The sequence below is a fragment of the Propionicimonas sp. genome, assembly GCF_049840635.1.
In the GTDB taxonomy this organism is placed as follows: Bacteria; Actinomycetota; Actinomycetes; order Propionibacteriales; family Propionibacteriaceae; genus Propionicimonas.
The window spans coordinates 1,295,201-1,318,771 of the sequence record NZ_JASGKL010000005.1 but is presented as its reverse complement, the minus strand read 5'-3'; the positions used below and the strand labels follow the sequence as shown (position 1 = coordinate 1,318,771).

Annotated in this window: 21 protein-coding genes, 1 tRNA gene and 2 pseudogenes; 15 read left to right on the top strand and 9 right to left on the bottom strand. The window is 70.6% G+C overall.

The annotated features are described in order from the left end of the window. Nucleotides 1-76 precede the first annotated feature (76 nt). Entirely contained in the window at nt 77-1,663 is a 1,587-nt protein-coding gene (locus QM779_RS11885) for a glycosyltransferase (protein ID WP_428535440.1), read from the bottom strand. 190 nt (nt 1,664-1,853) lie between these two features. Between QM779_RS11885 and QM779_RS11880 the strand changes: the two genes are divergently transcribed. After that, nucleotides 1,854-3,191 (top strand): Gfo/Idh/MocA family oxidoreductase, encoded by a 1,338-nt coding sequence (locus QM779_RS11880; protein WP_428535438.1) that lies wholly within the window; start codon nt 1,854-1,856, stop codon nt 3,189-3,191. A 52-nt stretch (nt 3,192-3,243) separates the two neighbouring features. After that, entirely contained in the window at nt 3,244-5,748 is a 2,505-nt protein-coding gene (locus tag QM779_RS11875) for a CDP-glycerol glycerophosphotransferase family protein (RefSeq protein WP_428535436.1), read from the top strand. 9 nt (nt 5,749-5,757) lie between these two features. On the opposite strand, the gene QM779_RS11870 is transcribed toward QM779_RS11875, so the two are convergent. Both QM779_RS11870 and QM779_RS11865 read right to left on the bottom strand, forming a co-directional pair. Beyond that, nucleotides 5,758-7,662: a fibronectin type III domain-containing protein gene (locus QM779_RS11870; RefSeq protein WP_428535434.1), complete on the bottom strand. Its 1,905-nt coding sequence runs from the start codon at nt 7,660-7,662 to the stop codon at nt 5,758-5,760. A gap of 112 nt (nt 7,663-7,774) precedes the next feature. Beyond that, nucleotides 7,775-9,256, bottom strand: a complete 1,482-nt coding sequence (locus QM779_RS11865) for a fibronectin type III domain-containing protein (protein WP_428535432.1) — start codon at nt 9,254-9,256, stop codon at nt 7,775-7,777. Nucleotides 9,257-9,468: 212 nt separating this feature from the next. Here QM779_RS11865 and QM779_RS11860 point away from each other — a divergent pair, with 212 nt between their 5' ends. Both QM779_RS11860 and argS read left to right on the top strand, forming a co-directional pair. Then, nucleotides 9,469-10,098, top strand: a complete 630-nt coding sequence (locus QM779_RS11860) for a SanA/YdcF family protein (protein ID WP_428535430.1) — start codon at nt 9,469-9,471, stop codon at nt 10,096-10,098. Nucleotides 10,099-10,139: 41 nt separating this feature from the next. Beyond that, on the top strand, nt 10,140-11,774 hold the full coding sequence (gene argS / locus QM779_RS11855; RefSeq protein WP_428535428.1) for an arginine--tRNA ligase: 1,635 nt from the start codon (nt 10,140-10,142) through the stop codon (nt 11,772-11,774). Between the two features lie 340 nt (nt 11,775-12,114). Here argS and ppgK read toward each other — a convergent pair whose 3' ends face one another. After that, nucleotides 12,115-12,882, bottom strand: a complete 768-nt coding sequence (gene ppgK / locus QM779_RS11850; RefSeq protein ID WP_428538420.1) for a polyphosphate--glucose phosphotransferase — start codon at nt 12,880-12,882, stop codon at nt 12,115-12,117. Between the two features lie 87 nt (nt 12,883-12,969). On the opposite strand from ppgK, the gene galE reads away from it, so the two are divergent. Then, nucleotides 12,970-13,950 carry a UDP-glucose 4-epimerase GalE gene (gene galE / locus QM779_RS11845; protein ID WP_428538417.1) on the top strand — a complete coding sequence of 327 codons (981 nt, stop codon included), beginning with the start codon at nt 12,970-12,972 and terminating at the stop codon, nt 13,948-13,950. Nucleotides 13,951-14,115: 165 nt separating this feature from the next. Here the strand turns inward: galE and QM779_RS11840 are convergent. Continuing rightward, nucleotides 14,116-14,619: pseudogene (locus QM779_RS11840) on the bottom strand (PH domain-containing protein); the annotation flags it as partial. A 16-nt stretch (nt 14,620-14,635) separates the two neighbouring features. Between QM779_RS11840 and QM779_RS11835 the strand changes: the two are divergent. Next, the gene (locus QM779_RS11835) at nt 14,636-14,929 is read left to right on the top strand and encodes a hypothetical protein (protein WP_428538516.1); all 294 of its coding nucleotides are present in this window, start codon (nt 14,636-14,638) and stop codon (nt 14,927-14,929) included. A 53-nt stretch (nt 14,930-14,982) separates the two neighbouring features. Here QM779_RS11835 and QM779_RS11830 read toward each other — a convergent pair. The 3 genes and pseudogenes from QM779_RS11830 to QM779_RS11820 form a co-directional block, all read right to left on the bottom strand. Next, a pseudogene (locus tag QM779_RS11830) lies at nt 14,983-15,138 on the bottom strand (PH domain-containing protein); the annotation flags it as partial. Nucleotides 15,139-15,455: 317 nt separating this feature from the next. Then, complete coding sequence (locus QM779_RS11825; RefSeq protein ID WP_428535426.1) at nt 15,456-15,941, bottom strand: PH domain-containing protein; 486 nt, start codon at nt 15,939-15,941, stop codon at nt 15,456-15,458. 9 nt (nt 15,942-15,950) lie between these two features. Continuing rightward, complete coding sequence (locus QM779_RS11820; RefSeq protein WP_428535424.1) at nt 15,951-16,574, bottom strand: DUF1707 SHOCT-like domain-containing protein; 624 nt, start codon at nt 16,572-16,574, stop codon at nt 15,951-15,953. A gap of 147 nt (nt 16,575-16,721) precedes the next feature. Between QM779_RS11820 and QM779_RS11815 the strand changes: the two genes are divergently transcribed. Further along, on the top strand, nt 16,722-17,111 hold the full coding sequence (locus tag QM779_RS11815) for a phage holin family protein (RefSeq protein WP_428535422.1): 390 nt from the start codon (nt 16,722-16,724) through the stop codon (nt 17,109-17,111). 63 nt (nt 17,112-17,174) lie between these two features. Here the strand turns inward: QM779_RS11815 and QM779_RS11810 are convergent, their stop codons facing one another. After that, complete coding sequence (locus QM779_RS11810; RefSeq protein WP_428535420.1) at nt 17,175-17,861, bottom strand: response regulator transcription factor; 687 nt, start codon at nt 17,859-17,861, stop codon at nt 17,175-17,177. 195 nt (nt 17,862-18,056) lie between these two features. Between QM779_RS11810 and QM779_RS11805 the strand changes: the two genes are divergently transcribed. The 8 genes from QM779_RS11805 to QM779_RS11770 all read left to right on the top strand — a co-directional run bounded on the left by QM779_RS11805 (nt 18,057) and on the right by QM779_RS11770 (nt 23,560). After that, nucleotides 18,057-18,127: transfer RNA gene (locus tag QM779_RS11805), tRNA-Gly, on the top strand. Nucleotides 18,128-18,244: 117 nt separating this feature from the next. After that, nucleotides 18,245-19,624: a tyrosine-type recombinase/integrase gene (locus QM779_RS11800; RefSeq protein WP_428535418.1), complete on the top strand. Its 1,380-nt coding sequence runs from the start codon at nt 18,245-18,247 to the stop codon at nt 19,622-19,624. Next, nucleotides 19,617-20,138 (top strand): hypothetical protein, encoded by a 522-nt coding sequence (locus tag QM779_RS11795; RefSeq protein ID WP_428535416.1) that lies wholly within the window; start codon nt 19,617-19,619, stop codon nt 20,136-20,138. Before QM779_RS11800 ends, QM779_RS11795 begins: the two co-directional genes overlap by 8 nt. A 193-nt stretch (nt 20,139-20,331) precedes the next feature. Continuing rightward, a complete protein-coding gene (locus tag QM779_RS11790; RefSeq protein ID WP_428535414.1) occupies nt 20,332-20,562 on the top strand; it encodes a helix-turn-helix domain-containing protein in 231 nt (76 codons plus the stop codon). Between the two features lie 51 nt (nt 20,563-20,613). Beyond that, nucleotides 20,614-20,751, top strand: coding sequence for a hypothetical protein (locus tag QM779_RS11785; RefSeq protein ID WP_428535412.1), 138 nt, complete (start codon nt 20,614-20,616; stop codon nt 20,749-20,751). Further along, nucleotides 20,752-21,105: a hypothetical protein gene (locus tag QM779_RS11780; RefSeq protein WP_428535410.1), complete on the top strand. Its 354-nt coding sequence runs from the start codon at nt 20,752-20,754 to the stop codon at nt 21,103-21,105. It begins immediately after the preceding gene. A gap of 50 nt (nt 21,106-21,155) precedes the next feature. Then, entirely contained in the window at nt 21,156-21,623 is a 468-nt protein-coding gene (locus tag QM779_RS11775) for a hypothetical protein (protein WP_428535408.1), read from the top strand. 980 nt (nt 21,624-22,603) lie between these two features. After that, nucleotides 22,604-23,560: a hypothetical protein gene (locus QM779_RS11770; RefSeq protein WP_428535406.1), complete on the top strand. Its 957-nt coding sequence runs from the start codon at nt 22,604-22,606 to the stop codon at nt 23,558-23,560. The last annotated feature ends 11 nt before the right edge of the window (nt 23,561-23,571 follow it).

Sequence of the window (23,571 nt, the reverse complement as noted above, 5' to 3'; positions counted from 1 at the left end):
GCGTCCGCGCGAATCTCACCTCGACCCGTGGTCGAGGGATCGGCCCGTCCGGAGCCGGTTCTCGTTCCGGACCGGGTCACGCGCCCGCGCGCGGTTCCCAACCCCTGGTGTCGAGCTCGCTGAACAGTTCCCCCCAGCGGGCCGCGAAGGCGGGCTCGCCGAAGTCCGCTGCGCGAATCCTGGCCGCAGCCGACAGCCGGCCGAGCAGATCCGGGTCCTGGAGGGTGGCGACGATCCGGTCGGCCATCGCCGTCCGGTTCCCGTAGGGCACGAGCAGGCCACTCACGCCGTCCTCGATGATGTCCGCCGGGCCGTACCGCAGGTCGTAGCTGATCACGGGGCAGCCGTAGCTCATGGCCTCCTGCACCGTGAGCGGGGCGCCTTCGTAGCGACTCGTCATGATGCACAGTGATCCGCGCTGGTAGGCCAGGCCGGGCTGCCTGGTGAAGCCCATCAGCTTCACCTGCCTGCCCACACCGAGGTCGGTGACGAGATTCCGGAGCGCGGGCAGGTCGCTGCCCCGGCCGTAGATCTCCAGCCGCGCCTCAGGGAGACGCTTCACGACCCGGGCGAACGCCTCGATCGCGTGGTCGACCTGCTTCTGCTTGTCGAGCCGGGCCATCATCACGACCAGGTTCGGGTCGCGCGGGACACCCGGCTCCTCCACGGCGGGACGCACCGAGTGGGGGAGCACCCGGAACGACTCGGTGCGCCCGTAGCGGGCCTCGGCCTCCGCGCGCTGCGTCGCGGTGAGGAAGACGATCGCGTCGACCCGGTCGCGCGCCTCGAACAGGGTCCGGTAGCTGGGCCGGATCGCCCGGATGTCGTCGTACGGCTCCTTGATGTGGGCGTTGTGCAGGACGTAGATGCTCTTGGCCCTGCGATTGGCGTAGGTGAGCAGGTAGCGATCGATGTTGCGGTCCTCGACCATGATGAACGCGTGCCGGTCGCCGATCAGCCGGTCCAGGCAGAGGTGGTTGATGGGGTCGAGCGTGTCGTGCACCTCCACCGGCCTGCCTTCGCCGTCGAACACCGTCACCCGTTCGACGCTGCGCTGCAGGGTGTCCGGGTCGATCACCCACCACACGGTGAACGACGGGGTCTGGTCCGCGCGGTAGTGGACCTCCTGCCGCGGCAGGTTGAAGTGGAGGTCCATGTAGATGCGCCGGCGCAGGGTGCCGTTGGTGCGGAACTCCTCGCGGAGCGTGCGGCAGCGGTTGGCGTTGAAGAAGTCGCGCACGATCATCCGCCCGGCGTGGTCGTAGCGCTTGTAGAAGCGGTAGACGCCCTCGGCGTCGAAGAACCGGTAGATCTCGTAGTCGGGATCCTTGATCCAGTGGAACCCCGGCTCCTCCAGCGGGTAGGTGACGTCCTCGCCCGTCCAGCTGGTGTCGTCGGGGTAGTAGTCGTGGAGGCACACGAACGTCGTGGTGTCCCCGATCACCCCCCGTTCGCGCAGGCCGTGCTCGATGTCGGCGAGTTCGCTGGAGTGCAGGAAAGTGACGAGCGTCGAGGGCACGCCCGCCTGTTCGGCGAAGATGCGGGCCTTGGAGATGATCGAGGAACTGCGCCCCGCGTAGTTCCTCGGGATCGCGTTCACGGCGTACAGGTACAGCGCGTCGGGGTACGGGACGGCGGCAGGGACGGGTCCCAGTGGCCGCACGGCGAGCGCGGCATCCTGCGTCTTCGCAGGCGTGGCCGGAGCGCCGGTGAGCGCGCGCGCTACCTTTCGGATTGCTGTGCGTATGCCTCCGGGTAGCCCCACGGCGCCACTCCTCAGGTCGGATCTGCGACAATCTAAGCATGCTGCGGCCGGCCCGGGCGGGGCAGCGACCACCGTCGGAAGGATCGGAATGCGGGTCATCACCTACGGGACCTTCGACCTGTTCCACGAGGGCCACCGGCGCCTCCTGGAGCGTGCCAAGGCTCTTGGCGACTACCTGATCGTCGGTGTGACGACGGAGAACTACGACGACTCGCGTGGCAAGCTCAACGTCCGGCAGAGCCTCATGGACCGGATCCGCAACGTGCAGGAGAGTGGCCTCGCCGACGAGATCATCATCGAGGAGTACGAGGGCCAGAAGGTCCAGGACATCCAGAAGCACAAGGTCGACATCTTCGCGATCGGGTCGGACTGGCTCGGCAAGTTCGACTACCTCGGGGACTACTGCACGGTCGTCTACCTCGACCGGACCAAGGGCGTGTCGAGCACGCAGTTGCGCAATGAGACCGCCGGGGTGATCCGGCTGGGCGTGATCGGGTCCGGACGGATCGCCGCCCGCTTCGTCGCCGAGGCCCGGTACGTGTCCGGCGTCTCTGTCGAGGCCGTCTACAGCCGCCGCTTCGAGTCGGCGAAGGCGTTCGCGGAACGACTCGAGCTGGAGTGGGCGAACGAGAACGTCTCCGACCTGCTCAAGCACGTCGACGCGGTCTACGTCGCCACTCCCCACGACACCCACTACGACTACGCCCGGCAGGCGATCGAGGCCGGGGTGCACGTCCTGTGCGAGAAGCCGATGACCCTCACCAGGGCGCAGACGACCGAACTGTTCGAGCTGGCCGCCCAGCGGGAGGTCGTGCTCCTCGAGGCGGTGAAGACCGCCTTCGCGCCCGGCTTCCAGCGGATGGTCGCCGTCGCGCGCAGCGGGTCGATCGGTCAGGTGCGGTCCGTCGACGCGACCTTCACCAAGATCGTGAAGGAGGGCAGGGAACTCCACGGCGAGGACGGGGGCAGCATCTCCGAACTCGCCACCTACCCCCTGCTCGCCGTGATCAAGCTGCTCGGGACCGACTACACCCGGGTCACCACCCACTCGTTGCGGCCCGAGGGCTCCGAGGTCGAGGTGTACAGCCGTATCGACATCGACTACCCGCACGGCATCGCGTCCGCCCGCACCGGCATCGGCGTGAAGGCCGAGGGTGAACTCGTCGTGGCCGGCTCCCGCGGCTACGTGTACGTCCCGGCGCCGTGGTGGCTGACCGAGTACTTCGAGACCCGGTTCGAGGACCAGTCGAAGAACAAGAAGTACTACTACAAGTTCGACGGCGACGGGCTGCGGTACGAGTTGGCCGAGTTCGCCTTCATGATCCGCAACCGCACGCCCGAGTCGTTCAAGCTGCGGGCGGCGGAGTCGATCGCGATGGCGGACATCATCGAGCGTGCGCGCACGGACGCGGAGACGTTCGACTGAGCGACCGGCTGGCGTGGAACAGACCAGATCGGCGAGTGAGGCAGGCTAGCTAGTGGCCCAGAAGTTCAACCGGGTGGAGACCCTGGCGCGGAAGGCGAAGAGGTCCAGGTTCGGGTTCGCCTACGGCGGCTACCTGCTGGGCCGGCGCGTCTACCGCTCGGTCGTGAACAGGTTCACGAGCCGACAGGTCGGCTGGGTCGCCTGGGTCCAGGCCGCGCGCTGGGTGGGCGAGACCTCCTTCGAGGTGGTGGGCTGGGCGTTCGAGCGGGGCTCGGGGAGCAACGAACGGCGTCCGAAGATCACGGTGACCTGCCGCAACCAGCGCACCCGGCAGAAGCTCGTCGCGACGACGACGCTGCGCTATGACAGCTCGGCCAACATCCGGGCCCGCCTGATGCCGGTCGACTACGGGAACTTCGCGTTCCACTCGGTCCTCGACCTCGCCCCGGTGCTGGAGGGCAGGGACGGGGACGAGTGGCAGGTGAGCGTCCGGGTCGACAGCGGGGACCGCGTGGTCTCCGGCACCTTCCTCAACCGGGCCAAGACCTCCACCAGCGGCTACCTCGTGGCTCGGACGGTGGGGGAGCGGCAGGTCCTGCCGGTCTGGGAACTCCCCGCCGGGCTGGTCTTCCGGCTGCGGACGCCGGAGGCGCTCGCCGACGAGGTGACGTTCGACGGCGAACGGATCGGCGTCGCGCTGCACACCCACGACTTCGTCCCTGTGCGGGCCGACCTGGTCTCGGCCGACGGCCGGCATCCCCTCGCGGTGACCGGGCTGGGCGGCGACCACTACCGGCTGGACACCGACCTTCCCGTGCCGGGCACCGAGCCGCGCGCCCACGAGGCTGACGAGGACGCGGAGGAGAGCGGCAACCCCGAGGACAGCGGGCCGTCGCTCGTCGTGTGCGACCACGCGGTGGAACTCGCCGACGCGTCCGGCCGCACCTGCCTGCTCGCCAGCGGGCTCGACGAGCGCGATGTGCTCTCCCCGGGTGCGCGGTACGCCTACTCGGGGAACGGGAGCGCGCTGACGATCCGGGACACCGCGGCGATGCTGCTGGTCGAGGACGTGCAGCTGGTGGAGGAGCCGTTCAGCCTGCGCTACACCGGCCGCGTCCGGGGCGATCTCGCGGGGGCGAGCCTCGTCCTCACCGGTCCGCGCCAGGACCTCGCGGTCACGCTGGAACTCGACGGCGACCGGTTCACCGCGGACGCGCCGCTGCTGATCAGCGCGTGGGGCGGCCCCGCACTGCCTCCGCAGACCGGCTCGTACGTGCTGCGCGGCCGCACGGCCGAGGGCGCCTGGTTCCGGGTGGGGGCGTCGGCCGGCCTGATCCAGGAGGTCCCGATGCGGACCATGGGGAAGTGGCTGAAGGTGCGGGTGGGCGTCGGGGCCGGGCGTCGGGTGACCTGCCTGCTCAGCGCACCGCTGGAGGAGACGCTGGTCGGCGACTACCAGCAGGCCCGGCTGAAGGCGGAGTACCACGAGCGCGAGTTCGAGCCGGAGGAGGCCGTCTACTTCGAGAGCTTCAACGGCCGCTCCGCCACCTGCAACACCTACGCGCTCGACCGCGAGGTGGCGCGGCGGTTCCCCGACCTGACCCGGTACTGGGGCGTGCTCGACCTGTCGGTGGCCGTCCCGGAGGGGGCGACCCCCGTGCTCAAGGGCACGCTGGAGTGGTGGGACGCCCGCAGCCGGTCACGCTACGTGATCATCAACGAGTGGATCCGGCAGAAGTTCAAGCACCAGCCCTTCCAGGTCGTGCTCCAGACGTGGCACGGGTCGATGTTCAAGCGGATCGGCCTGGACCGTCCGAACTTCAGCAAGGACGAGCAGCACTTCCTCGCGCTCGAGGAGGAGAAGTGGGACATCCTGCTCAGCCAGAACGAGCACAGCACCCGGATCTTCCGCTCGGCCTACGCGTGGGACAAGCCGATCTGGACGGAGGGCTACCCGCGCAACGACGCGATGAGCACCGGCTCGGGGGAGTCGGTCCGGGCGTTGCTCGGTATCCGGCCCGACCAGAAGGCGGTGCTCTACGCGCCGACGTGGCGGGAGGCGCACGAGGAGACCATGGTCGACTTCCTCGACCTCCCGGAGATGGCCCGACAGCTCGGTGACGATTACGTGATCCTCCTGCGAGGGCACTCGCGCACCCTGCGGGCGGGCGGGAACGTCCGCGTCCCCGGCGTGATCGACGTGACCAGCTATCCCCACGTCACCGACCTGTTCCTCGCCTCGGACATGATGATCACCGACTACTCCTCGGTGATGTTCGACTTCTCGGTGACCGGCAGGCCGATGATCTTCTTCGTCCCGGATCTCGCCGAGTACAGGGACGAGACGCGCGGGGTCTACTTCGACCTCGAGGAGCTCGCCCCCGGCCCCGTCCTGTTCACCCAGGCCGCGGTGGTCGAGGCGATCCGGACGGCCGAGGCCGACGTGCCCCGTTTCGCGGAGAGGTACGTCGTCTGGCGGGACCGCTTCAACGCCCACGACGACGGCCACTCCGCCGAGCGGGTGATCGATCGCCTCTTCTCCCTGCCACCGAAGTAGGCGGCGGCCTCAGGGCAGCAGGACCGTGGCGCGGATCAGGTTGTGGTCGGACGGGATGACGCCGACGAACTTGTTGTCGCTGTCCACCTTCACGACGGTCTCCCACTCGGTGACGCGCATCGTCGAGGTGAAGATGTAGTCGGTGTAGGTCCCGTTGACGTTCGCCGTTGACCGCCGGGCGTAGGTCTCCCAGGCGTTGAAGCTGTTGTAGTTGGTGTTGATCCGCTTCTCGACGGTGGCCCCGACCGGGCTGGAGGACTTGGAGACGTTGCCGAGCGGGTCGATGTAACCGGCCGCGCGGAAGATGTCGTACGGCGCGTTCGTCGGGGAGTCGGCGCGGCTCGACGCCGGGTCACCGACGAGCAGGACGGGCAGGTTCTCGGTGTTGAGCGCCGCGAGCTGGGCGACGACCGCCTCGGCCTGCACCTTGCGACTGTTGTAGTAGGTCAGCGACGTCCCGGAATCGTTCTCCGGTTCCAGGTGGATGTTGGCGAACAGGAACTCCTGCCCGCTGTCCTTCTGCCGGAAGAAGGCCCACGCGATGTAGCGCGAGTAGGCGGTCGGGGAGGTCCTGGGCAGTTCCTTCGACCCCTGGCTGAGCAGCTCCAGCCGGTCCGTGCGGTACATGATCTTCGTCCCGTTGGACGCCCCCCGGTCCTTGTACACGCAGTTCGTGGGGGTGGTGCTCTTCACGCAGTTGTTGCGGTACTTGTTGGTGAGCGCCCAGGGCGACCCGAGCAGGCCGAGCAGGTCCTCGAACTGGCTGCGGTTCACCTTCTTGCCCGTGTCCGGGTCGATCAGCCAGGACTGCTGGTCCTCCTGGAGCCCGATCACGTCCGGGTTCGCGCCCTCGATCGTCTGGGCGACGTAGTCGCGCCGCACCGACCACGGCTGCTCGTTGGCCGCTCCGGAGTTGCAGGAGTGGCAGCGGACGTTGTAGCTGGCGACGCGCAGCGCGGACGCGGCCGCCGGGGTGGTGACCTCGACGGTGGCGGAGTAGTCGGACGCGAAGCTGCCGTCGGTGTCGAGGACCCGCAGCTTGACGTAGTACGTCGTCCTCGGGGCCAGCCCGCTGAGCTCGTAGGCGTTGTCGGTGGTCGAGACGTAGCGGGCGTCCGCCCAGGGCGTCGTGGCGTACTTGATCCGGTACCGGGTCGCCCCGGAGGTGGCCTTCCAGGCCAGGGTGGCGGTGCTCGAGCTGTTGGCGAGCCCGCTCAACCCGGTCGGGGCGGCGAAGCTCGCCTTGCCCGTGGTCTTCAGCGCGACCATGGGCGAGTACTGGCTGAGGTTCGTCCCGTCCGCCGTGATCGCGCGGACGCTGACGTAGTAGGTGATTCCGGGGCTGAGGTCGCTGAGGGTGGTGCTCGTGCCGTCTACCCGTTCGAACCACTCGTCGGTGAGTGCCTTCGTCGTCGCGACCCGGACGCGGTAGTTGTCCGCGCCGGCGCGGGCCGTCCAGCCGACCGTCATCGTGGAGTCGGTGATGCCGCTGGCCGAGAGCCCGCCGGGGCTGAGCAGGCTGAACCCGCCGGCGGCCCTGGTGGTGACCTTGAGGACCGAGCTGTAGCTGCTCAGCGCCTTGGAGGACGCGCTGACCACACGGATCTTCACCCAGTAGGTGCGACCGGGCTTGAGCCCGGTCAGTTCGACCGATGCGGAGGTCGCCTTCGCGTACGCGGGCGACTTCATGGCGGAGTTGTCGTCGTACTTGATCCGGTAGGCCGGTGCCTTCGCGACCGCTTTCCAGCTGATCCGGACGGCGCTGGTGGACGAGCTGACAGCCGTGAGCGAGGAGGGTTTGGCGTACGCGGCCTGCGCGGGGGTGGGGACACCCAGCAGGCCGAGTCCGAGGAGGGCCGAGACGAGTGCCGCGACGACGCGCACCGCGGTGCGGCGTGGGCGGGGCTGTGACATGGGGGACTCCTGGGACGACAGCGACTGGCGTCACGGACGCTAGCAGCGCGCGTCCCTGCCCCCTGAGTTGCACCGGTGTAACTCTCAAGCCGGGCTCAAGGGGGTGCGGCGGTCAGGGCAGGTAGACCGTCGCCCGCAGGAGGTTGTGGTCGGAAGGGATGACGCCGATGAAGTTCCCGGAGGAGTCGATCTTCACGACCACCTCGTACTCGCTGACCCGCATGGGCGACACGAAGATGTAGTCGGTGTTGGAGCCGTTCACCGAGCCGGGGAAGTTGCGCGCCTTCCGCTTGTACATGTTCAGGCTCGCGTAGGAGGTGTGGATCCGGTTCTCCACGAAGGCTCCGGGAGCGCTGCCCCGGGAGCGGGCGGCGTTGCCCAGGGGGTCCTTGTAGCCGCCGGCCTGCATGATGTCGTAGGCGGCGTTGCCACCGTTCTCCCACTTGGTGGACGCGTAGTCGCCGACCGCGATCACGGGGAGCCCGTGCTTGAGGCGTGCGATCGCTGCCACGATGGCGCGCGACTGCGCCTTGTCCGCCGCGCGGCCCGCCCTGGTGTTCCTGGGGTCGAGGTGGGTGTTGGTGAACAGGAACTTCTTGCCGGTCGATTTCTGCGTGAAGATCGCCCAGGCGAGGTACCGCTTCGACGCCGGGAGCCGGATCACGCCCTGCTTCACCAGCGTGACCCGGTCGGAGTTGTAGATGATCCGGTTGTCCGGGGACACGTTGCGGCGGTACTCGGTGAGCTTGTAGGGCTTGCCGAGCCGGTTGATCAGGTCCATGTACTGGGTGCCCCCACCGGGGATGCCGCCGATGGACGCCTCCTGCACACCGAGCACGTCCATGTCCTGGTCCCGGATCGCGGTCACCATCGGGCCGCGCCGGGCGGACCAGGGTGCCTTTCCCTTCGAGCAGTTCGAGCACAGGATGTTGTAGGTGCCCACGCGGAGCGGCATCGACTCCGGGGTCTCCAGGACGCTGGGCGAGGACCAGGCCGTGACCGGGGTTCCGGCGGCATCGGTGGCTCGCACGCTGACGTAGTACTTCGTCTCACGATCCAGGTTGTCGAAGGTGGCCGTCCGCTTCTTCTGGACGGCGCCAGGGGTCAGGTTCCCGAGTTCCGTCCCGACCGCGGTCTGGTAGCGCACCTCGCCGGCGACGCCATCGACCTTCGCCCAGCTGGCGGAGATCGAGGTGGAGCTCTCCGCGGCGAGCGCCGCCACCGGAGCGGGCACCGCGTACTCGGGCTCTCCCGTTGTGAAGCTCACGCTCGCACCCCAACTGCCGACCGCGCCCGTCGCGGCGTCCCAGCTCGCGAGGCGGACGAAGTAGGTCGTGTCGGGGGACAGGCCGGTGATGACCGCCACGGTCTCCGACGTGGTGACCCGGCCGGCGGCGGCGAAGGTGGGGTCGCTGTCGTAGTCGACCGCGTAGCCGGTCGCCCCGGCGACGGCCGGCCAGGTGACGGCGGCCATGGTGGAACGCTGGCTGACCCTCAACGAGCTGGGTGGGGGGCTCATCACGGGGTCGGCGAGCGCCACGGGGGACGGGCCGATGCCGATCAGGAGGAGCAGCGTCGCGAGCACGGAGAGCACCCGGCTAATCCGCCTGCTGCGCGTGTTCACGTGACCCCTCCCCGGACCCCGCGGGCCCGCGCGCGACGCCCGTCGCGGACGCGTGCAATCTACCATGGGGACGCCACCGGTTTGAGCCCCCGGACGAGTGACGGAATTGCTCCTCACAAGCGGGTATCAGGACGTGACGGGTGTGACGGGAGTGCCGCGTCCGACCGACCTAGGCTGGGCTCGTGAACCCCCGGCACCAGCCCGTACTCGCGCCACTCGGCGTCGTCGCCGGCGTGGCCGTGGCCGGTCTGGCCGGTGTGCTCGCACTGGGCGCGACCGTCCACCTGCTCACCCGGCGACGGATCGTCGCGGTGGACCGCGTGCCGCCGGCCCCCGTGGCGATGGTGCTGGGCGCGGAGGTCTACGCCGACGGAGAACCCTCCCGGTTCCTGCGCGCGAGGCTCGACCTCGCCGCGGACCTCTACCGGGCCGGACGCGTGCAGAGACTGCTGCTCTCGGGCGACGGGCAGTCCCGGTTCTACGACGAGACCGGTGGCATGCGCGACTACCTCCTCCGCCTCGGCGTCCCCGAGGACGCGCTGCTGCTGGACCCGGCAGGGTTCGACACCTATGACTCGTGCCTGCGGGCCCGGGACGTCTTCGGCCTGCACCGGCTGGTCGTGGTCAGCCAGCGCTACCACCTGCCCAGGGCGCTGGCGATCTGCCGGGCGCTGGGTGTGGACGCCTGGGGCGTCGGTGACGAGACTGCGCGGAGCAGCGCCCGCACGTGGGGCCACGGCACGCGTCGCGAGCTGGCGGCGAACCTCAAGCTCGTCTGGGACGTCCTGTCCCGCCGGCCCGCCCGCGGCTGACGTGTCCTGCGTCCGGCAGCGGGCGTGCGAAAATGGCGGCCATGCTGTCCCTGCCGTCGCTGTTGAGCGAACGCGTCCAGTCCGTCGCCGGAATCGACCCGGAGCTGCGCCCCGCGACGCGTCCGCAGTTCGGCCACTTCCAGACCAACGTGGCGCTGCGCCTGGCCAACGCCGAGGGACGCCCCCCGCGCGAGGTCGCGGCGCGGCTCGTCGAGCAGATCGACCTTTCCGACCTGTGCGAGCCGCTGGAGGTCGCCGGCCCCGGGTTCATCAACCTGCGGCTGCGCGCGGACGTGCTGGCGAGTGCCGCGTCCCAGGTGCTGGCCGAGCCGGGCGCGGGGATCGCGCGCGCCACCGAGCCGCGGACGGTCGTCGTCGACTACTCCTCGCCGAACGTGGCCAAGCAGATGCACGTCGGCCACCTGCGCTCGACGATCATCGGTGACTGCTTCACCCGCGTGCTGCGCGCGCAGGGCCACACGGTGGTCCCGCAGAACCACATCGGCGACTGGGGGCGCCAGTTCGGGATGCTGGTGGAGCAGATCCTCGAGGAGGGGCTGGACGCGTCCGCGCTGGACCTGCCGGCCGCGGAGGCGCTGTACCAGCGGGCGAACACGCACCTGAAGGAATCGGAGGAGTTCGCCGACCGTGCGCGCGAGCGGGTCGTGCTGCTGCAGGCCGGGGACGCGGAGACGCGACGGATCTGGCAGCAGCTGATCGACGTGTCGCTGGCCGGCTTCAACGCGACCTACCGGCGGATGAACGTGCTCCTGACCGACGCCGACATCGCCGGGGAGTCGCTGTACAACGCCGACCTGCCGGTGGTCGCGGAGGACCTGACCGCGCGCGGCATCGCCGTCGTCGACAACGGGGCGCTCGTCGTGTTCACCGAGGGGTTCCCCGCGCCGGCGATCATCCGCAACGCGCAGGGCGGCTTCGGCTACACCTGCACCGACCTGGCCGCGATCCGGTACCGGGTGGGGACGCTGCACGCGGACCGGCTGATCTACGTGGTGGGCGCGCCGCAGGCCTACCACTTCGAGCAGGTCTTCGCGGTGGCGTCCCGGGCCGGCTACCTCCCGTCGGAGGTGAGTGCCGAGTTCGTCGGGTTCGGCCAGGTGCTGGGCGCGGACGGGAAGAAGTTCTCGACGCGGGAGGGCACGGCGGTCACGCTGAACAGCCTGCTGGACGCGGCCGAGCAGGAGGCGGCGCCGTCCATCGCACTGGCGGCGATCAAGTACGCGGACCTGTCGAACGGCCTGCAGAAGGACTACACCTTCGACGCCGAGCGGATGGTGGCGACGACCGGTGACACCGGGCCCTACCTGCAGTACGCGCACGCCCGAGTGACGCAGATCCTGCGGAAGGCGGAGGCGGAGGGGATCGGGTTCGACGCGGTCACCGTCCTCGCCGAGCCCACCGAGCAGACGCTCGCGCTGCAGCTGTCGCGCTTCGGCGAGGTCGTGGCGCAGGTCGGGGACACCCTCCAGCCGCACCGCCTGTGCGGCTACCTGTACGAGCTGGCCGGCGCGCTCAGCTCGTTCTACGAGCAGTGCCCCGTCCTGAAGAGCGAGGGGGACGTGCGCGCGTCCCGGCTCGCCCTCTGCGCGGCGACCCGCAAGGTCCTGGCGCTCGGCCTCGACCTCCTCGGGATCGAGGCCCCCGACCGCATGTGAGCGGCCCCGACCGCGGTGGCGCGTATTCCGGGACGGTTCTCTTCTCGGTCCACCTCCGGTCCACGACGTTCAGGGCCACCCGTCATCGCCGAGAGCCACCGTTCCCGTCCAGGGCCCGTGTCCGGACAAGGGCCCTCGACGCGAACGCTGGCCCTCGCGCCCGAGCGGTGGCTCTCGACCTCCGGACCCGAGAACCGTCCGCCAACACGGGGCACGAGGGAATCGTCCCTGCGTACCTCCATGTGACTGGCCCGGCGCGCGCAACCGGGACGGTCTTACTCACGCGCGAGTCGAGGGTGGCGCGTAACAAGAACCCTCCCCGGTTTCGCGCCGGACGGGCTCAGGCCGGGTGGGCGACCTTGTCGGCGGCGAGCCAGGCGGCACCGATGATGCCGGCGCGGTTGCGCAGGTCGGCAGGGACGATCGGCGTCTTCAGGTTCAGCTTCGGGAGGTACTTGTCGGCCGCCTTGGAGACGCCGCCACCGACTACCAGCAGGTCCGGCCAGAACAGCGCCTCGAGCCGCTCGTAGTAGCGCTGCAGCCGCGGGGCGTACTCCGAGTAGGAAAGCCCCAGCGCGGTCTTCACGGACGCGGCCGCCTGGCTCTCGGCGTCGTGGCCGTCGATCTCCAGGTGGCCGAGCTCGGTGTTGGGCACCAGGACGCCCCGGTAGATCAGCGCGCTGCCGATGCCGGTGCCGAGCGTGGTGACGAGGACGAGGCCGTCGTTGCCCTTCGCCGCGCCGTACTTCACCTCGGCGATGCCGGCGGCGTCGGCGTCGTTGACGAGGACGACCTCGCGGCCGAGGTGCTCGGCAAAGATCTTCTCCGCCGGCGCGTCGATCCAGGACTTGTCGATGTTCGCCGCGGAGCGCGTGATGCCGTGGGTGACCACCGCGGGGATGGTCACGCCGATGGGGCCGTCGCCCATCTGCTCGGCGAACTCGGCGACAATCTCGGCCACGACGTCGGCGACGTTCGCCGGGGTGGACTTCTCGGGCGTGGGGATGCGGACTCGCTCCGTCGCGAAGTCGCCGGCCACCAGGTCGACCAGCGCGCCCTTGATGCCGGAGCCGCCGATGTCGATGCCCAGTACGGGTTGGTTCTGCATGGGGTCCACCCTAGAGGTCCGACGGGCCCGGACGGAGGAACAACCGCAGCGGTGATCGTGACCGTCCGTACCCATAGACTCGGGACCGTGAGTACGTGGCTGGTGACAGGCGGAGCGGGGTACATCGGCGCGCACGTGGTGCGCGCGTTGCAGCAGGCGGGCCTGACGCCCGTGGTCGTGGACGACCTGTCGTCGGGGATCGCGTCCTTCGTCGCCGACGGGGTGCCCTTCACCCGGGCGAGCATCCTCGACACGGCGACCCTGACCGGCCTGCTGCGCGACCACGACTGCGCGGGCGTCATCCACGTCGCAGGGTTCAAGTACGCCGGGGTGTCGGTCCAGCGTCCGCTGCACACCTACGCGCAGAACGTCACGGGGACGGCCAGCGTGCTGGCCGCGATGGTGGACGCCGGCGTGCACAACGTCGTGTTCTCGTCCTCCGCCGCGGTCTACGGCACGCCCGCGACCGAGCTGGTCACCGAGGACTCCCCGAACGCCCCCGAGTCGCCCTACGGGGAGTCGAAGCTGATCGGGGAGTGGCTGATCAAGGACGTCGTCCGCGCGACCGAGGGTTTCCGCGGCGTGAGCCTGCGGTACTTCAACGTCGTCGGGTCGGCGACGGACGCGGTGTACGACGCGAGCCCGCACAACCTGTTCCCGCTGGTCATCGAGGCACTCCTCGAGGGTCGGACGCCGCGGATCAACGGCGACGACTACCCCACTCCCGACGGCACCTGCGTGCGCGACTACGTGCACGTCGGGGACCTGGCCGCCTCGCACGTCGCTGCGGCGCTCGCGCTGGAGGAGGGCCGGCCGTTGCGTCCGGCCTACAACCTCGGCAGCGGCGAGGGGCTGAGCGTCCGCCAGATCATGGACGCGATGGCGCGGGTCACCGGCATCGACTTCACGCCCGAGATCTCGCCGCGGCGCCCGGGCGACCCGGCCCGGATCGTCGCGGACGGCGCGGCGGCCGCCGCCGACATCGACTGGCGGATGAGCTACTCGGTCGACGAGATGGTGTCGTCGGCCTGGTCCGCGCGCCGCGCGTCCGGTCCCGCGGTGTCCTGAGCCTGCCCGGAGTCTTCTGCGTCGTCGGGCGCGCCCGCTTCGCCGGCGGACGCGGGAGCGTCGGCCGGCTCGGTGAGGTCGACCGCCGCGGGGTGGTGGACGAGTTGGAGCAGTTCGGCCTGCCGCGCGAGGACGTCGGAGGCGTCCAGGCCTGACGCGTGCGCCGAGATTCTGGCCGCCGGCGGTGTGGAACTCCAGGTCCGCGAGCCCCAGCCGGCGGGAGACCACCCCCTGGGCGACCCGGACGGACTGGACGCGGGCGAGCGGTACCAGCTGCCAGCGGCGCACGAGCCACCCGTGACGGGAGACGACCAGCCGGTCGTCGTGTCCCCAGCGCAGGAACGGCTGGGACAGCGGGTGCAGCCAGCGGGCCCGGACGGGGGCGCCCTGCAGGGCGACGGCCTCGAAGTCGGCGCGCGGCCAGATCGCGTCCAGCGCGACCCGGACCTGGGCGATAGTGCCGGCGGGCAGCAGGATCGTGGAGACGCCGGAGCGGTTCTCGTCCTCGGTGACGTGGCCCCAGCCGACGACCTCCAGGTCGACGCGGTACAGCCCGAGCCTCCGCCACACCGGCGACTGGCTGACCTGTACGGCCTGGACGCGGCGCGGGGGCAGCGACTGGCTGGTCAGGCTGGTCAGGCCGCGGGAGATCCGCAGGCCGTGCGGACGGCGGGAGAGGGTGTAGTTGAACTGGCTGGTGACGCGGCGTCCGACGAAGCCGACCAGGGTGCTGGCGGTCGGGATGGCGATCACGAGCACCAGCCACGGCTGCTGGAAGACCACGCCGGCCACGGCGGCGAGCACGCCGGAGGCCACGATCGCCCAGAACTCGTGGGACGTGACCGCGGCGAGCAACAGCACCGGGGGCGTGACGGTGACCAGCACCTCGTCCTTCGTGGACAGGTCGGCGAGGACCGTGTCGGCGTCGGTGTGCTGCTCGGCCTCCGCCTGGACGCCGCGGGCGCGGGCGAGCAGGTAGTCGCGCAGCGCGTAGGCCCTCGTCCGGGCGAGGTAGCGGAGCCGCGGCCGTTCGTGGGAGCCGACATCGATCTGGAGCTCGGCCAGCCCGAAGAGGCGCGCGGCGAACGGCTGGACGACGTCGATCGACTGCACCTTGTCGAAGGAGACGCGCTGCGAGCGGCGGACGAGGACGCCGGAGTCGATCCGCAGGACGTCGGCGGAGATCACGAACCGGGTGAACCGCCAGGTGAAGAAGCCGGCGGCGCCGCTGACCAGGGCCACGACGCCGACCGCGACGAGGATGAAGCCCAGTGGCGGGAGCGGACGCGGGTCGTCGCCGATGGGCAGGTACTCGCGCCCGGCGCTGATCACGACGGCGAGCAGCACGATCCAGCCGCGGACGAGCGGGGTGAGGGGGTGCGGACGCTCGGTGACCTCGGCGTCCGGGGACGCGGTCGCGGTCGGGGCGGGATCGGGCGTGGCGTCGGAGCGGGGTGCCTCGGGCGTCCCACCCGCCGACGCGCCGACGTCCGGAGCCGGTTCGGTCACAGCGGGAGCGCCTGGGCCTCGCCGGCGGCGATGAGCCGGTCCCTGAGGGCGGCGGCCTCGTCCTGCGGGAGGCCGGGGATGCGCCCGGCGGACTGGACGCTCGCGGTGACGAGCTCCACCCGGGCGAGGCCCCACGCGCGGTCGACCGGACCGGACTCGACGTTGACCGACAGCATCCGGCCGTAGGGGATGGCGGTGAGGTGCTTGTTCCACAGGCCCTGGGTGATCAGGAGGTCCTCGTCCCGCTCGGCGTAGCCGAAGGCGCAGACCCAGCGTCCGGCGCGGACGATGCGCCAGCCGGTCCAGCCGAGGCCGACGACGGCGACGCCTGCCGCCCACCGCCAGTCGACCAGGAGGCCGACGGCCACGCCGGCCACGATGGTGGCGGCGAGGTTGGAGACGAGGGCGCCGAGCCGTCGCACGGTGGCGTAGCGCGACGGGAGCCGCCGCCAGTCGGCCGACGGGGTGAACAGGTCGCTCATGCCTCGAATCTAGTGCCGGTGCCTGCGGTCCTTGGGATGGCGGACGTCCACGCCGCCGAACGCGCAGAAGCCCTTGAGGACGATTCGGGGTGCGACGCCGTCCGGAGGAGCGAGCTTGCCGACGTCCGAGCCGCCGAAGATGGCCCCGATCTGGTTGATCACCTCGGTGCCGGGCGGGACGGTGATCTCGAGGCCGCCGAACATGCAGAACACGTTGAAGGTGAGTTCGTGGGCCTCGAAGGTGGCCTCGGTGAGGTCGAGTTCGACGCCGCCGAAGACGGCCAGCACCGAGGTGTGCTTGCGGACGCGCCAGGTGTGCTTGCGGTTCGCGCCGGCGAAGATGGCGATGATCTGGTCGGCCTCCTCGACGGGGTGGGACTCGTCGTAGCTGAGCACGGGGCGGGCCGCGGGCCCGGTGGGGCTGATCAGGTCGCGGGTGAGGGGGACGAGGTCGTCGAAGGTGTCGGCGGCGCGGGCGGCGGCGATGCGCTCGTCGCGTTCGGCGACGCTGAGGCGTCCTTCGGCTTGGGCGGCGGTGAGCAGGGTGACGACGCGGTCGCGGTCGGGATCGGTGGCGGCGCGGTCGCCGCCGACGGCGGGCCCGACGTCGGTGGGTTCGAGGGGATTGGACATGCCCCGAACCTAGGCCCGCGCGGGCGGGGGTGGAAGGCCGGCGAGGCGCTTTGGGGGTGTGTTGGGGGTGGGGTGGGTGGTGTCCCCGAGCCGGGACGGGGGCTGCGGTTCCGGGCGTGGCACGGGAACGGGGTCTAGGGTGCCGTTATGAAGCGAATGCTCATCCTTGCCGCGATCTTCTGCGGCTCGTCCGTGGCGGGGCTCCTGCTGGCCGGGTTGGTAGTGCCGGGAGTGGGCGTCGGCGTCCAGGGCTTCATCGTCGCGGTGGTGGTCTTCACGCTCGCGCAGAGCCTGCTCACGCCGCTGGTGACGAAGCTGGCCGCGAAGTTCTCCCCGCCTCTCGTTGGCGGTGTAGGGCTGATCTCCACAGCGCTGGCGCTGCTGGTCGCGACCTCGTTCAGCGGTGGCCTGGTGATCAACGGCGTGGGGGCCTGGGTGTTGGCCACGCTGGTGGTCTGGGTGGTCACGGCGCTGGGCAGCTGGCTGCTGCCGCTGTGGCTGCTGAAGAAGGGCGTGAAGAAGGCCCGCCAGAACTGAGGCGTCGCGGACGCGGCGTCCTTGGTGCCTCGCGCGCCCGCCCTCGATGCGCCGTGCGCGGAATCAGGCGGCGATCAGGCCCTGGGCGCGGGCGATGCTGACCGCGACGAGGCGGTCGTGGACGCCGAGCTTGCTGTAGACGTTGCTCAGGTGCTTGTGGACCGTGCGCGGGGACAGGCCGAGGCGGGCGGCGATGGTCCGGGCGAGGAGTCCTTCGGCGAGCAGCTGGAGGACCTCGACCTCGCGGGCGGTGAGGTTCAGGGCGGCGGCGGCCTCGGCGGCGGTGCGGACGCTCTGCTCGCGTCCGCACGCCTCGGCGACGTGGGGGAGCAGCAGGGTCAGCGGAGCGACCGACTCGGCGAACAGGGCGTGTCCCTCGGGGCTGAAACCGCCGCGGCGGGCGAAAGCGAGGACGCGGGCACGGTCGAGGTTGGCGTGCTGGTCGAGTTCGGGCCCGATGGTGACGACCTCGCCGAGCACCGGGTGCTGCCCGATGTGGAGCTGGCTCTCGGTGCGGTGCCCGTGGGAGGCGAACTCGGCGAGCACGGTGGCATGGCGCTGGTCGGGCCAGGCCGCATGGAGGTGCAGCTTGTGGCCGACGTCCAGCCCGATCAGGGCGGCGCTCTCGGCGTGGCTCGCCTTGGCGAGGGTCGTGCAGACGAGTTGCTCGGCCTGCTCGCCGTGGTCGATGGCGGCCATGGCCTGAGTGAGCAACTCGACGATGGTGATCGCCCGATCTTCTCTGGTCACCCGCCTCGCTCCCCGGTGATGCACGGCCCGCGGTCGGCCATGAGCTTGCTGTCAAGGAGCAGTCTTGCAGACGTTCCGCCTAGACCGGCCAGGTTTTGTCCGAGTACGCGGTCGTGGCGCCTTCTCCGCGGGTTCGCGAGCGTCCCTCGGCTGCGGCTAGACTGCTCCACGCGCCGGTTCGGGAGACCCGGCCACGCGGATGTAGTTCAATGGCAGAACATCAGCTTCCCAAGCTGACAGTGCGGGTTCGATTCCCGTCATCCGCTCTCGGTGAAAAGCCTAGTCAAAGCTAGGTTCGGACCCGCAGCAATGCAGCTTGGAAGTGCGATCAGACCCCTTCCGTGGACTCGCGTGGACTCACGCACCGCGAAAGGGGCCAGAACATGGCACGAAAGACCACCCGCGACCGCCGCAGCCCGTCCCGCTTGGGCACCGTCGAGAAGCTCCCCTCCGGACGGTTCCGCGCGTCCTACCGCAGGGCCGGCGACAAGTTCACCGCGCCTCACACCTTCGACACACAGACGGCCGCTGAGGGCTGGTTGGCCACTGAGCAGGCCGACAGGCTGCGCGGCGTCTGGCACGACCCGCGACAGGGCAGGATCACCCTGGCCGAGTACCTGGACGAGTGGCTCAACTCATCCCGCCACCTGACCCCGCGAACCACCGCGCTCTACCGCCACGCAATCGACCACTGGATCGCTCCCCCGGTAGGAGTCTCCCGCGCCGTCGAGCTGGGCCGGTTCGCGCTGTCCGACCTCTCGCCGGCCACGATCCGCCGATGGTTCAACGCCGTGTCCGACTCCGCCCGCGCGGCCGCGCTGCGCAGGGCCACCGGACCCCGATCCCGCGACGGCCACCCGGCCCGTGTGTGGGCGCGCGAGCACGGCCACACGGTGGGCGATACCGGCCGGCTCAGCCCTGCCGTCCTGGCCGCATGGCAGGCCGCAGGCAGCCCGATCCCGAAACGACAGGCCGGCGCGGTCGAGCCCGGCCGAACGACCGCCGCGCAGGCCTACCGGACGCTGCACACCGCATTGGAGGCCGCGGTCGTCGACGGGCTCATCGCAGCCAACCCGTGCACCATCGCCGGCGCGGGCACGGTGCGCCACCGTGAGCGCGGGATCGCCAACCCGGCCGAAGTCGTCGCACTCGCGCACGCCGTCCCCGAGAGGCTCAGAGCGGCCGTCCTGGTCGCCGCGTGGTCCGGGCTGCGCTACGGCGAGCTGTTCGCCCTGGCCCGTCGCCACATCGACCTACGCGCGGGCACACTGCGCGTTGAGCGAGCGCTTCCCAGTGGTAACGCCGACAGCGCATGGGGGCTCACCAAGACCCGCGGCTCTGTCCGCACCGTGACCCTGCCGGCGTTCGTCGTCGTCGAGCTGGCCGACCACCTGGCCCGATACGCCGGCACCGGCCCGGACGCTCTCGTGTTCGCCACCGCCAGCGGTCGCCCGTTCCACAGCGGCTACGTCTCGACGGTGTTCCGTCGAGCCCGGGCCACCATCGGCCGCGACGACCTCACGTGGCACGACCTCCGCCACACCGGCGCCACGCTGGCCTACCGTGCCGGGGGATCAATCAAGGACGTCCAGAACCGCCTAGGGCACACCACGGCCCGCGCAGCCATGATCTACGCCCACGCCGTCGACGACTCCGACCGTATGATCGCGGAGAAGATGAACGAGCTCTACGCGGCCGATGCCAACGTCAGGCCGTTCGTGCCACGGCCACCAGCCGGCGAGAGCGAGGCGCGGGGTGCCTGAGCACACCACAACCCAGCGGGTCGTCATCACCTGCCCGTCCGGACACGCCCTCGGCCGCGTCCTGGCCGGACGGGGCGGCGTCGACCTCGTCTGCGCGCAAGCCGGCGCGGGCCGTGTCGCGGCGGGATCTCCGGCACGGGTCGGCGTTGCGGCTGAGCTGATGGCGGATGACCCCTGGCTGAGCCTGGGTGACGCTCTCGCTCTGGCCGGCAACGTCGCCGGAGTCGTCGAGGCTGGCGACTCACTGAAGCTGTTGCAGGGGCTGAGGATCGAGGCCGGCCAAGTGCGGGGCAAGTGTCGGCGCTGTGATCGGGACTGGTCGGCCGCCGCGCGCGGTCTCGCCGGGCTACTCGCGACCCTCGGAACGTACGGTCCCGCGTCGGCGCGAGTGCCCATCACGGGGCTTCGAGACGCCAACCGCCGCGCGCTCACCCGGCTAGGCGACCCCGAGCCCATGGCGCGCCGAGCGAGATACGACCGTCTGGCCGAACAACTCGGCATCACGACACGCTGACGCACAGCCCCTCCCACGTACTGTCGGCGCCTCGCTGTAGCTTGTCTGTCGCAACGCGGGGCACTCCGTCTTCGGGAGTGCCTACGGGCCACCTCGCACGGCTGCTGGAAAGGCGAGGGCATCAGTTCCACCCGGGCACCTGGCGCGGGGATCGGTGACTGAGCCCTGTCCGAACGAGGGGAAGGCCCCACCGATGACCCGCAGCACAACCACCCAGCACGCGCCCTCCGCGCCGACCGACGACCTGGAACTCCTCGACGTCCCCGCCATTGAGAACCTCACTGGCCTACCGCACGACTTCGTCCGCAAGGTCGTTTACGGCAGATACCTCCCCACGGTTCGCGTCGGACGTCGAGTGCTCGTCCGGCGCTCCGATCTGGTCGAGTGGATCGCAGCCAACACCCAGCCGCCGCGCGAGCGCTGAACCATGGACGACCCGACACCGCGCGTGAGCGCGGCACTACAGCACGCACTCATGGACGCGCTGACGCGCAGCCCCTCCGCACGATCCCGCGACCTCCGCCACTCACTGGCAGAGTTCGGCCTCAGCCGCCGCCAGTACGCCCGCGCCGTCCGGCTGATCCGCACGGATGCCCCGAGGGTGGCGGAGTAAATGGGATACCAGCTCGTTGCCGCAGCGCACCAGCCCCGATGGGCCGGCCTAAGGGAGCCGGCCCGGCTGGTCTTGAGCTTCATGTGCCTGCACGCGCTCGACGCGCGCAACAAGGCCGGCGACGAACCCGGCCTCTACTTCGGAGGCCACGCCCTACTAGTGCTCCAGCTCACCGGCAAGAGCCCGGGAGAGCCTGGCTATGAGGCGGGCAGGCGCAAGGTGGAACGGGCGTTGAACGAGCTCCGCAACGCCGGCGCGGTCCGTCTTGTCTGCTCCGCGAACCACGGCCGGAAAGCTCGCTACCGCATCCTGGCCGATGACCTCCTCACGACCTCAGACTCGCCGTGCCAGTAGCTCGACGAGCCGGGGCGTGGCCGGCGCTGGCCCCGGGTACGGACCTCGACATGATCGACGCGGGCGGGCTGGCCCTGGCCGCGCAGCTCGTGTGGATGCCCGACGCGCTCTGGTCCTTTGCCGGCGCCCGCCGCGGGGCTCGCACCGGAGGACTGTGGGACGCCGACGACGTCCGCCTAACGGAACTCGTGAGCGAAATACCGCCATGGATGAATGCTGCGCTCATTCACCCGGACTGGCGCGTGCAAAAAGATCCGCGGGCCGCATTCATTGCGTGGAGTGCAACCCGCGCCATCACCGCATTGCCAGAGCTCGTAGCACTTGAACTCGCGCGCAGGGGTGCGGCGCCAATCGACGCCCGGACAGTGGCCGTGCGCCGTGCCGCGCTGGAGCTGGGCTGTCGTCCGGTCGCGCTCCGACTGTTCGCCGGACGACTGATCCCGGTAGACCCTTGGACGGCGTCCTCGGTCTGCCGCTGGCTTCTGGACGCATCCACAGCCGGACGCACGAGGCTGTGAACAAGGCCCGTACCGGCCAGCCCGTCGGCCAGCTATGCCCGACACTGGTGACGGACATAAGGCCGACACCAGTGACGGGCTTAGTCCGACACTGGTGACGGGCTTAGTCCGACACTGGTGACGGGCTAATAGAGGAACAACTAGAGGAACAACCCAAGTGACTAGGCGAGGACCTCAACTCAACCACCTGCCCAAGGTGCGCGCGTGCGCGAGCGACACCGGCCACCCCCGTGGATACGTGCCCGGCCAGCGGGCCGACTGTGGCCGTGCAGCTCGTGACGATTGCGCAGCGAGGGACGACCTACCTGACGCTCGGCCAGTCCGCCGGCTCACGTCCGTGTCACGGTGAGCCACAGACGGGCAGCGAGGGGGACGACCGGGACCTCGGCCAGTCGGCCGGCTCACGTTTGAATGAGGACGCACAACGCAAGGTGTCGTCCTGACCGGGGGATGATCCCCGTTTTTTTTCAGTGAGTGCCCGAGTGCCCCGCGCCAAGCCTTCCTTTTCACAAAATCGGGTAAACCCGGAAAATCGGACCTATATGTACCGATTCGCGACGAAAGCGGAAAAGCTGCGCGGGTATGCCCCGACCGGCGCCGGTGCGGCGTTCCTCGGCCCCTGTCGCTGGCCGGCGTCCGTCCGTCGTCGAGCTTTGCCGTCGTCCTCGGCCGCGTCCGTCCGTCGTCCGCGTCCGTCGTCGTCCTCGCTGGCCGGCGTCCTCGGCCGGCGTCCGTCGTCGTCGAGCTGCTGGCCGCCCCGTCGTCGTCGAGCTGGCCGTCGTCGAGCCGGCGGTCGTCCTGCTGGCCGTCGTCGAGCTGGCCCGGCGTCCGGCCGGCGTCGAGCTGGCCCGGCGTCCGGCCGTCGTCGAGCTGCTGGCCCGGCGAGCTGGCCGTCGTCCCGCCCGTCGTCGTCCTGCTGGCCGGCCGCGTCCTGCTGCTGGCCCGGCGAGCTGGCCGTTGTCCTCGTCCGCGTCCGGCCGTTGTCCTGCTGGCCGGCCGTCGTCCCCGCCCGTCGTCGTCCTGCTGCCCGTCGAGCTGGCCCGTCCCTCGTCGAGCTGCTGGCCGGCCGCGTCCTGCTGGCCGTCGTCCTCGGCCGCGTCCCGCCCGTCGTCGAGCTGGCCGTCGTCCTCGGCCGCGTCCGTCCGTCGTCCGCGTCCGTCGTCGTCCTCGCTGGCCGGCGTCCTCGGCCGGCGTCCGTCGTCGTCGAGCTGCTGGCCGCCCCGTCGTCGTCGAGCTGGCCGTCGTCGAGCCGGCGGTCGTCCTGCTGGCCGTCGTCGAGCTGGCCCGGCGTCCGGCCGGCGTCGAGCTGGCCCGGCGTCCGGCCGTCGTCGAGCTGCTGGCCCGGCGAGCTGGCCGTCGTCCCGCCCGTCGTCGTCCTGCTGGCCGGCCGCGTCCTGCTGCTGGCCCGGCGAGCTGGCCGTTGTCCTCGTCCGCGTCCGGCCGTTGTCCTGCTGGCCGGCCGTCGTCCCCGCCCGTCGTCGTCCTGCTGCCCGTCGAGCTGGCCCGTCCCTCGTCGAGCTGCTGGCCGGCCGCGTCCTGCTGGCCGTCGTCCTCGGCCGCGTCCCGCCCGTCGTCGAGCTGGCCGTTGTCCTCGGTCGCGTCCCGCCCGTCGTCGTCCTCGGCCGCGTCCGTCCGTCGTCCGCGTCCGTCGTCGTCCTCGCTGGCCGGCGTCCTCGGCCGGCGTCCGTCGTCGTCGAGCTGCTGGCCGCCCCGTCGTCGTCGAGCTGGCCGTCGTCCTGCTGCCCGTCGAGCTGGCCGGCGTCGTCGAGCTGCTGGCCGGCGTCCACGCCCGAGCGACTCCGCCCGATCCCGGGAAGACGTCTACGAGGTCGTCGCCCGGCAGCGCGCCGAGGAGGTCGAACACCCACCGGATAAAGACGGCCGGCTTGGCGCCGATCACCCGGGCGGGATCGGTGGTGCGGACGCCGGGCCGGTAGACCAGCGAGTC

What these genes read in the sequence shown, in the direction of transcription:
- QM779_RS11880 (WP_428535438.1), top strand. Translation starts at nt 1,854, where the DNA reads ATGCGGGTCATCACCTACGGGACCTTCGACCTGTTCCACGAGGGCCAC.
- QM779_RS11870 (WP_428535434.1), bottom strand. Translation starts at nt 7,662, where the DNA reads ATGTCACAGCCCCGCCCACGCCGCACCGCGGTGCGCGTCGTCGCGGCA.
- argS (WP_428535428.1), top strand. Translation starts at nt 10,140, where the DNA reads ATGCTGTCCCTGCCGTCGCTGTTGAGCGAACGCGTCCAGTCCGTCGCC.
- ppgK (WP_428538420.1), bottom strand. Translation starts at nt 12,882, where the DNA reads ATGCAGAACCAACCCGTACTGGGCATCGACATCGGCGGCTCCGGCATC.
- QM779_RS11825 (WP_428535426.1), bottom strand. Translation starts at nt 15,941, where the DNA reads ATGAGCGACCTGTTCACCCCGTCGGCCGACTGGCGGCGGCTCCCGTCG.
- QM779_RS11820 (WP_428535424.1), bottom strand. Translation starts at nt 16,574, where the DNA reads ATGTCCAATCCCCTCGAACCCACCGACGTCGGGCCCGCCGTCGGCGGC.
- QM779_RS11815 (WP_428535422.1), top strand. Translation starts at nt 16,722, where the DNA reads ATGAAGCGAATGCTCATCCTTGCCGCGATCTTCTGCGGCTCGTCCGTG.
- QM779_RS11800 (WP_428535418.1), top strand. Translation starts at nt 18,245, where the DNA reads ATGGCACGAAAGACCACCCGCGACCGCCGCAGCCCGTCCCGCTTGGGC.
- QM779_RS11790 (WP_428535414.1), top strand. Translation starts at nt 20,332, where the DNA reads ATGACCCGCAGCACAACCACCCAGCACGCGCCCTCCGCGCCGACCGAC.
- QM779_RS11785 (WP_428535412.1), top strand. Translation starts at nt 20,614, where the DNA reads ATGGACGCGCTGACGCGCAGCCCCTCCGCACGATCCCGCGACCTCCGC.
- QM779_RS11780 (WP_428535410.1), top strand. Translation starts at nt 20,752, where the DNA reads ATGGGATACCAGCTCGTTGCCGCAGCGCACCAGCCCCGATGGGCCGGC.
- QM779_RS11775 (WP_428535408.1), top strand. Translation starts at nt 21,156, where the DNA reads ATGATCGACGCGGGCGGGCTGGCCCTGGCCGCGCAGCTCGTGTGGATG.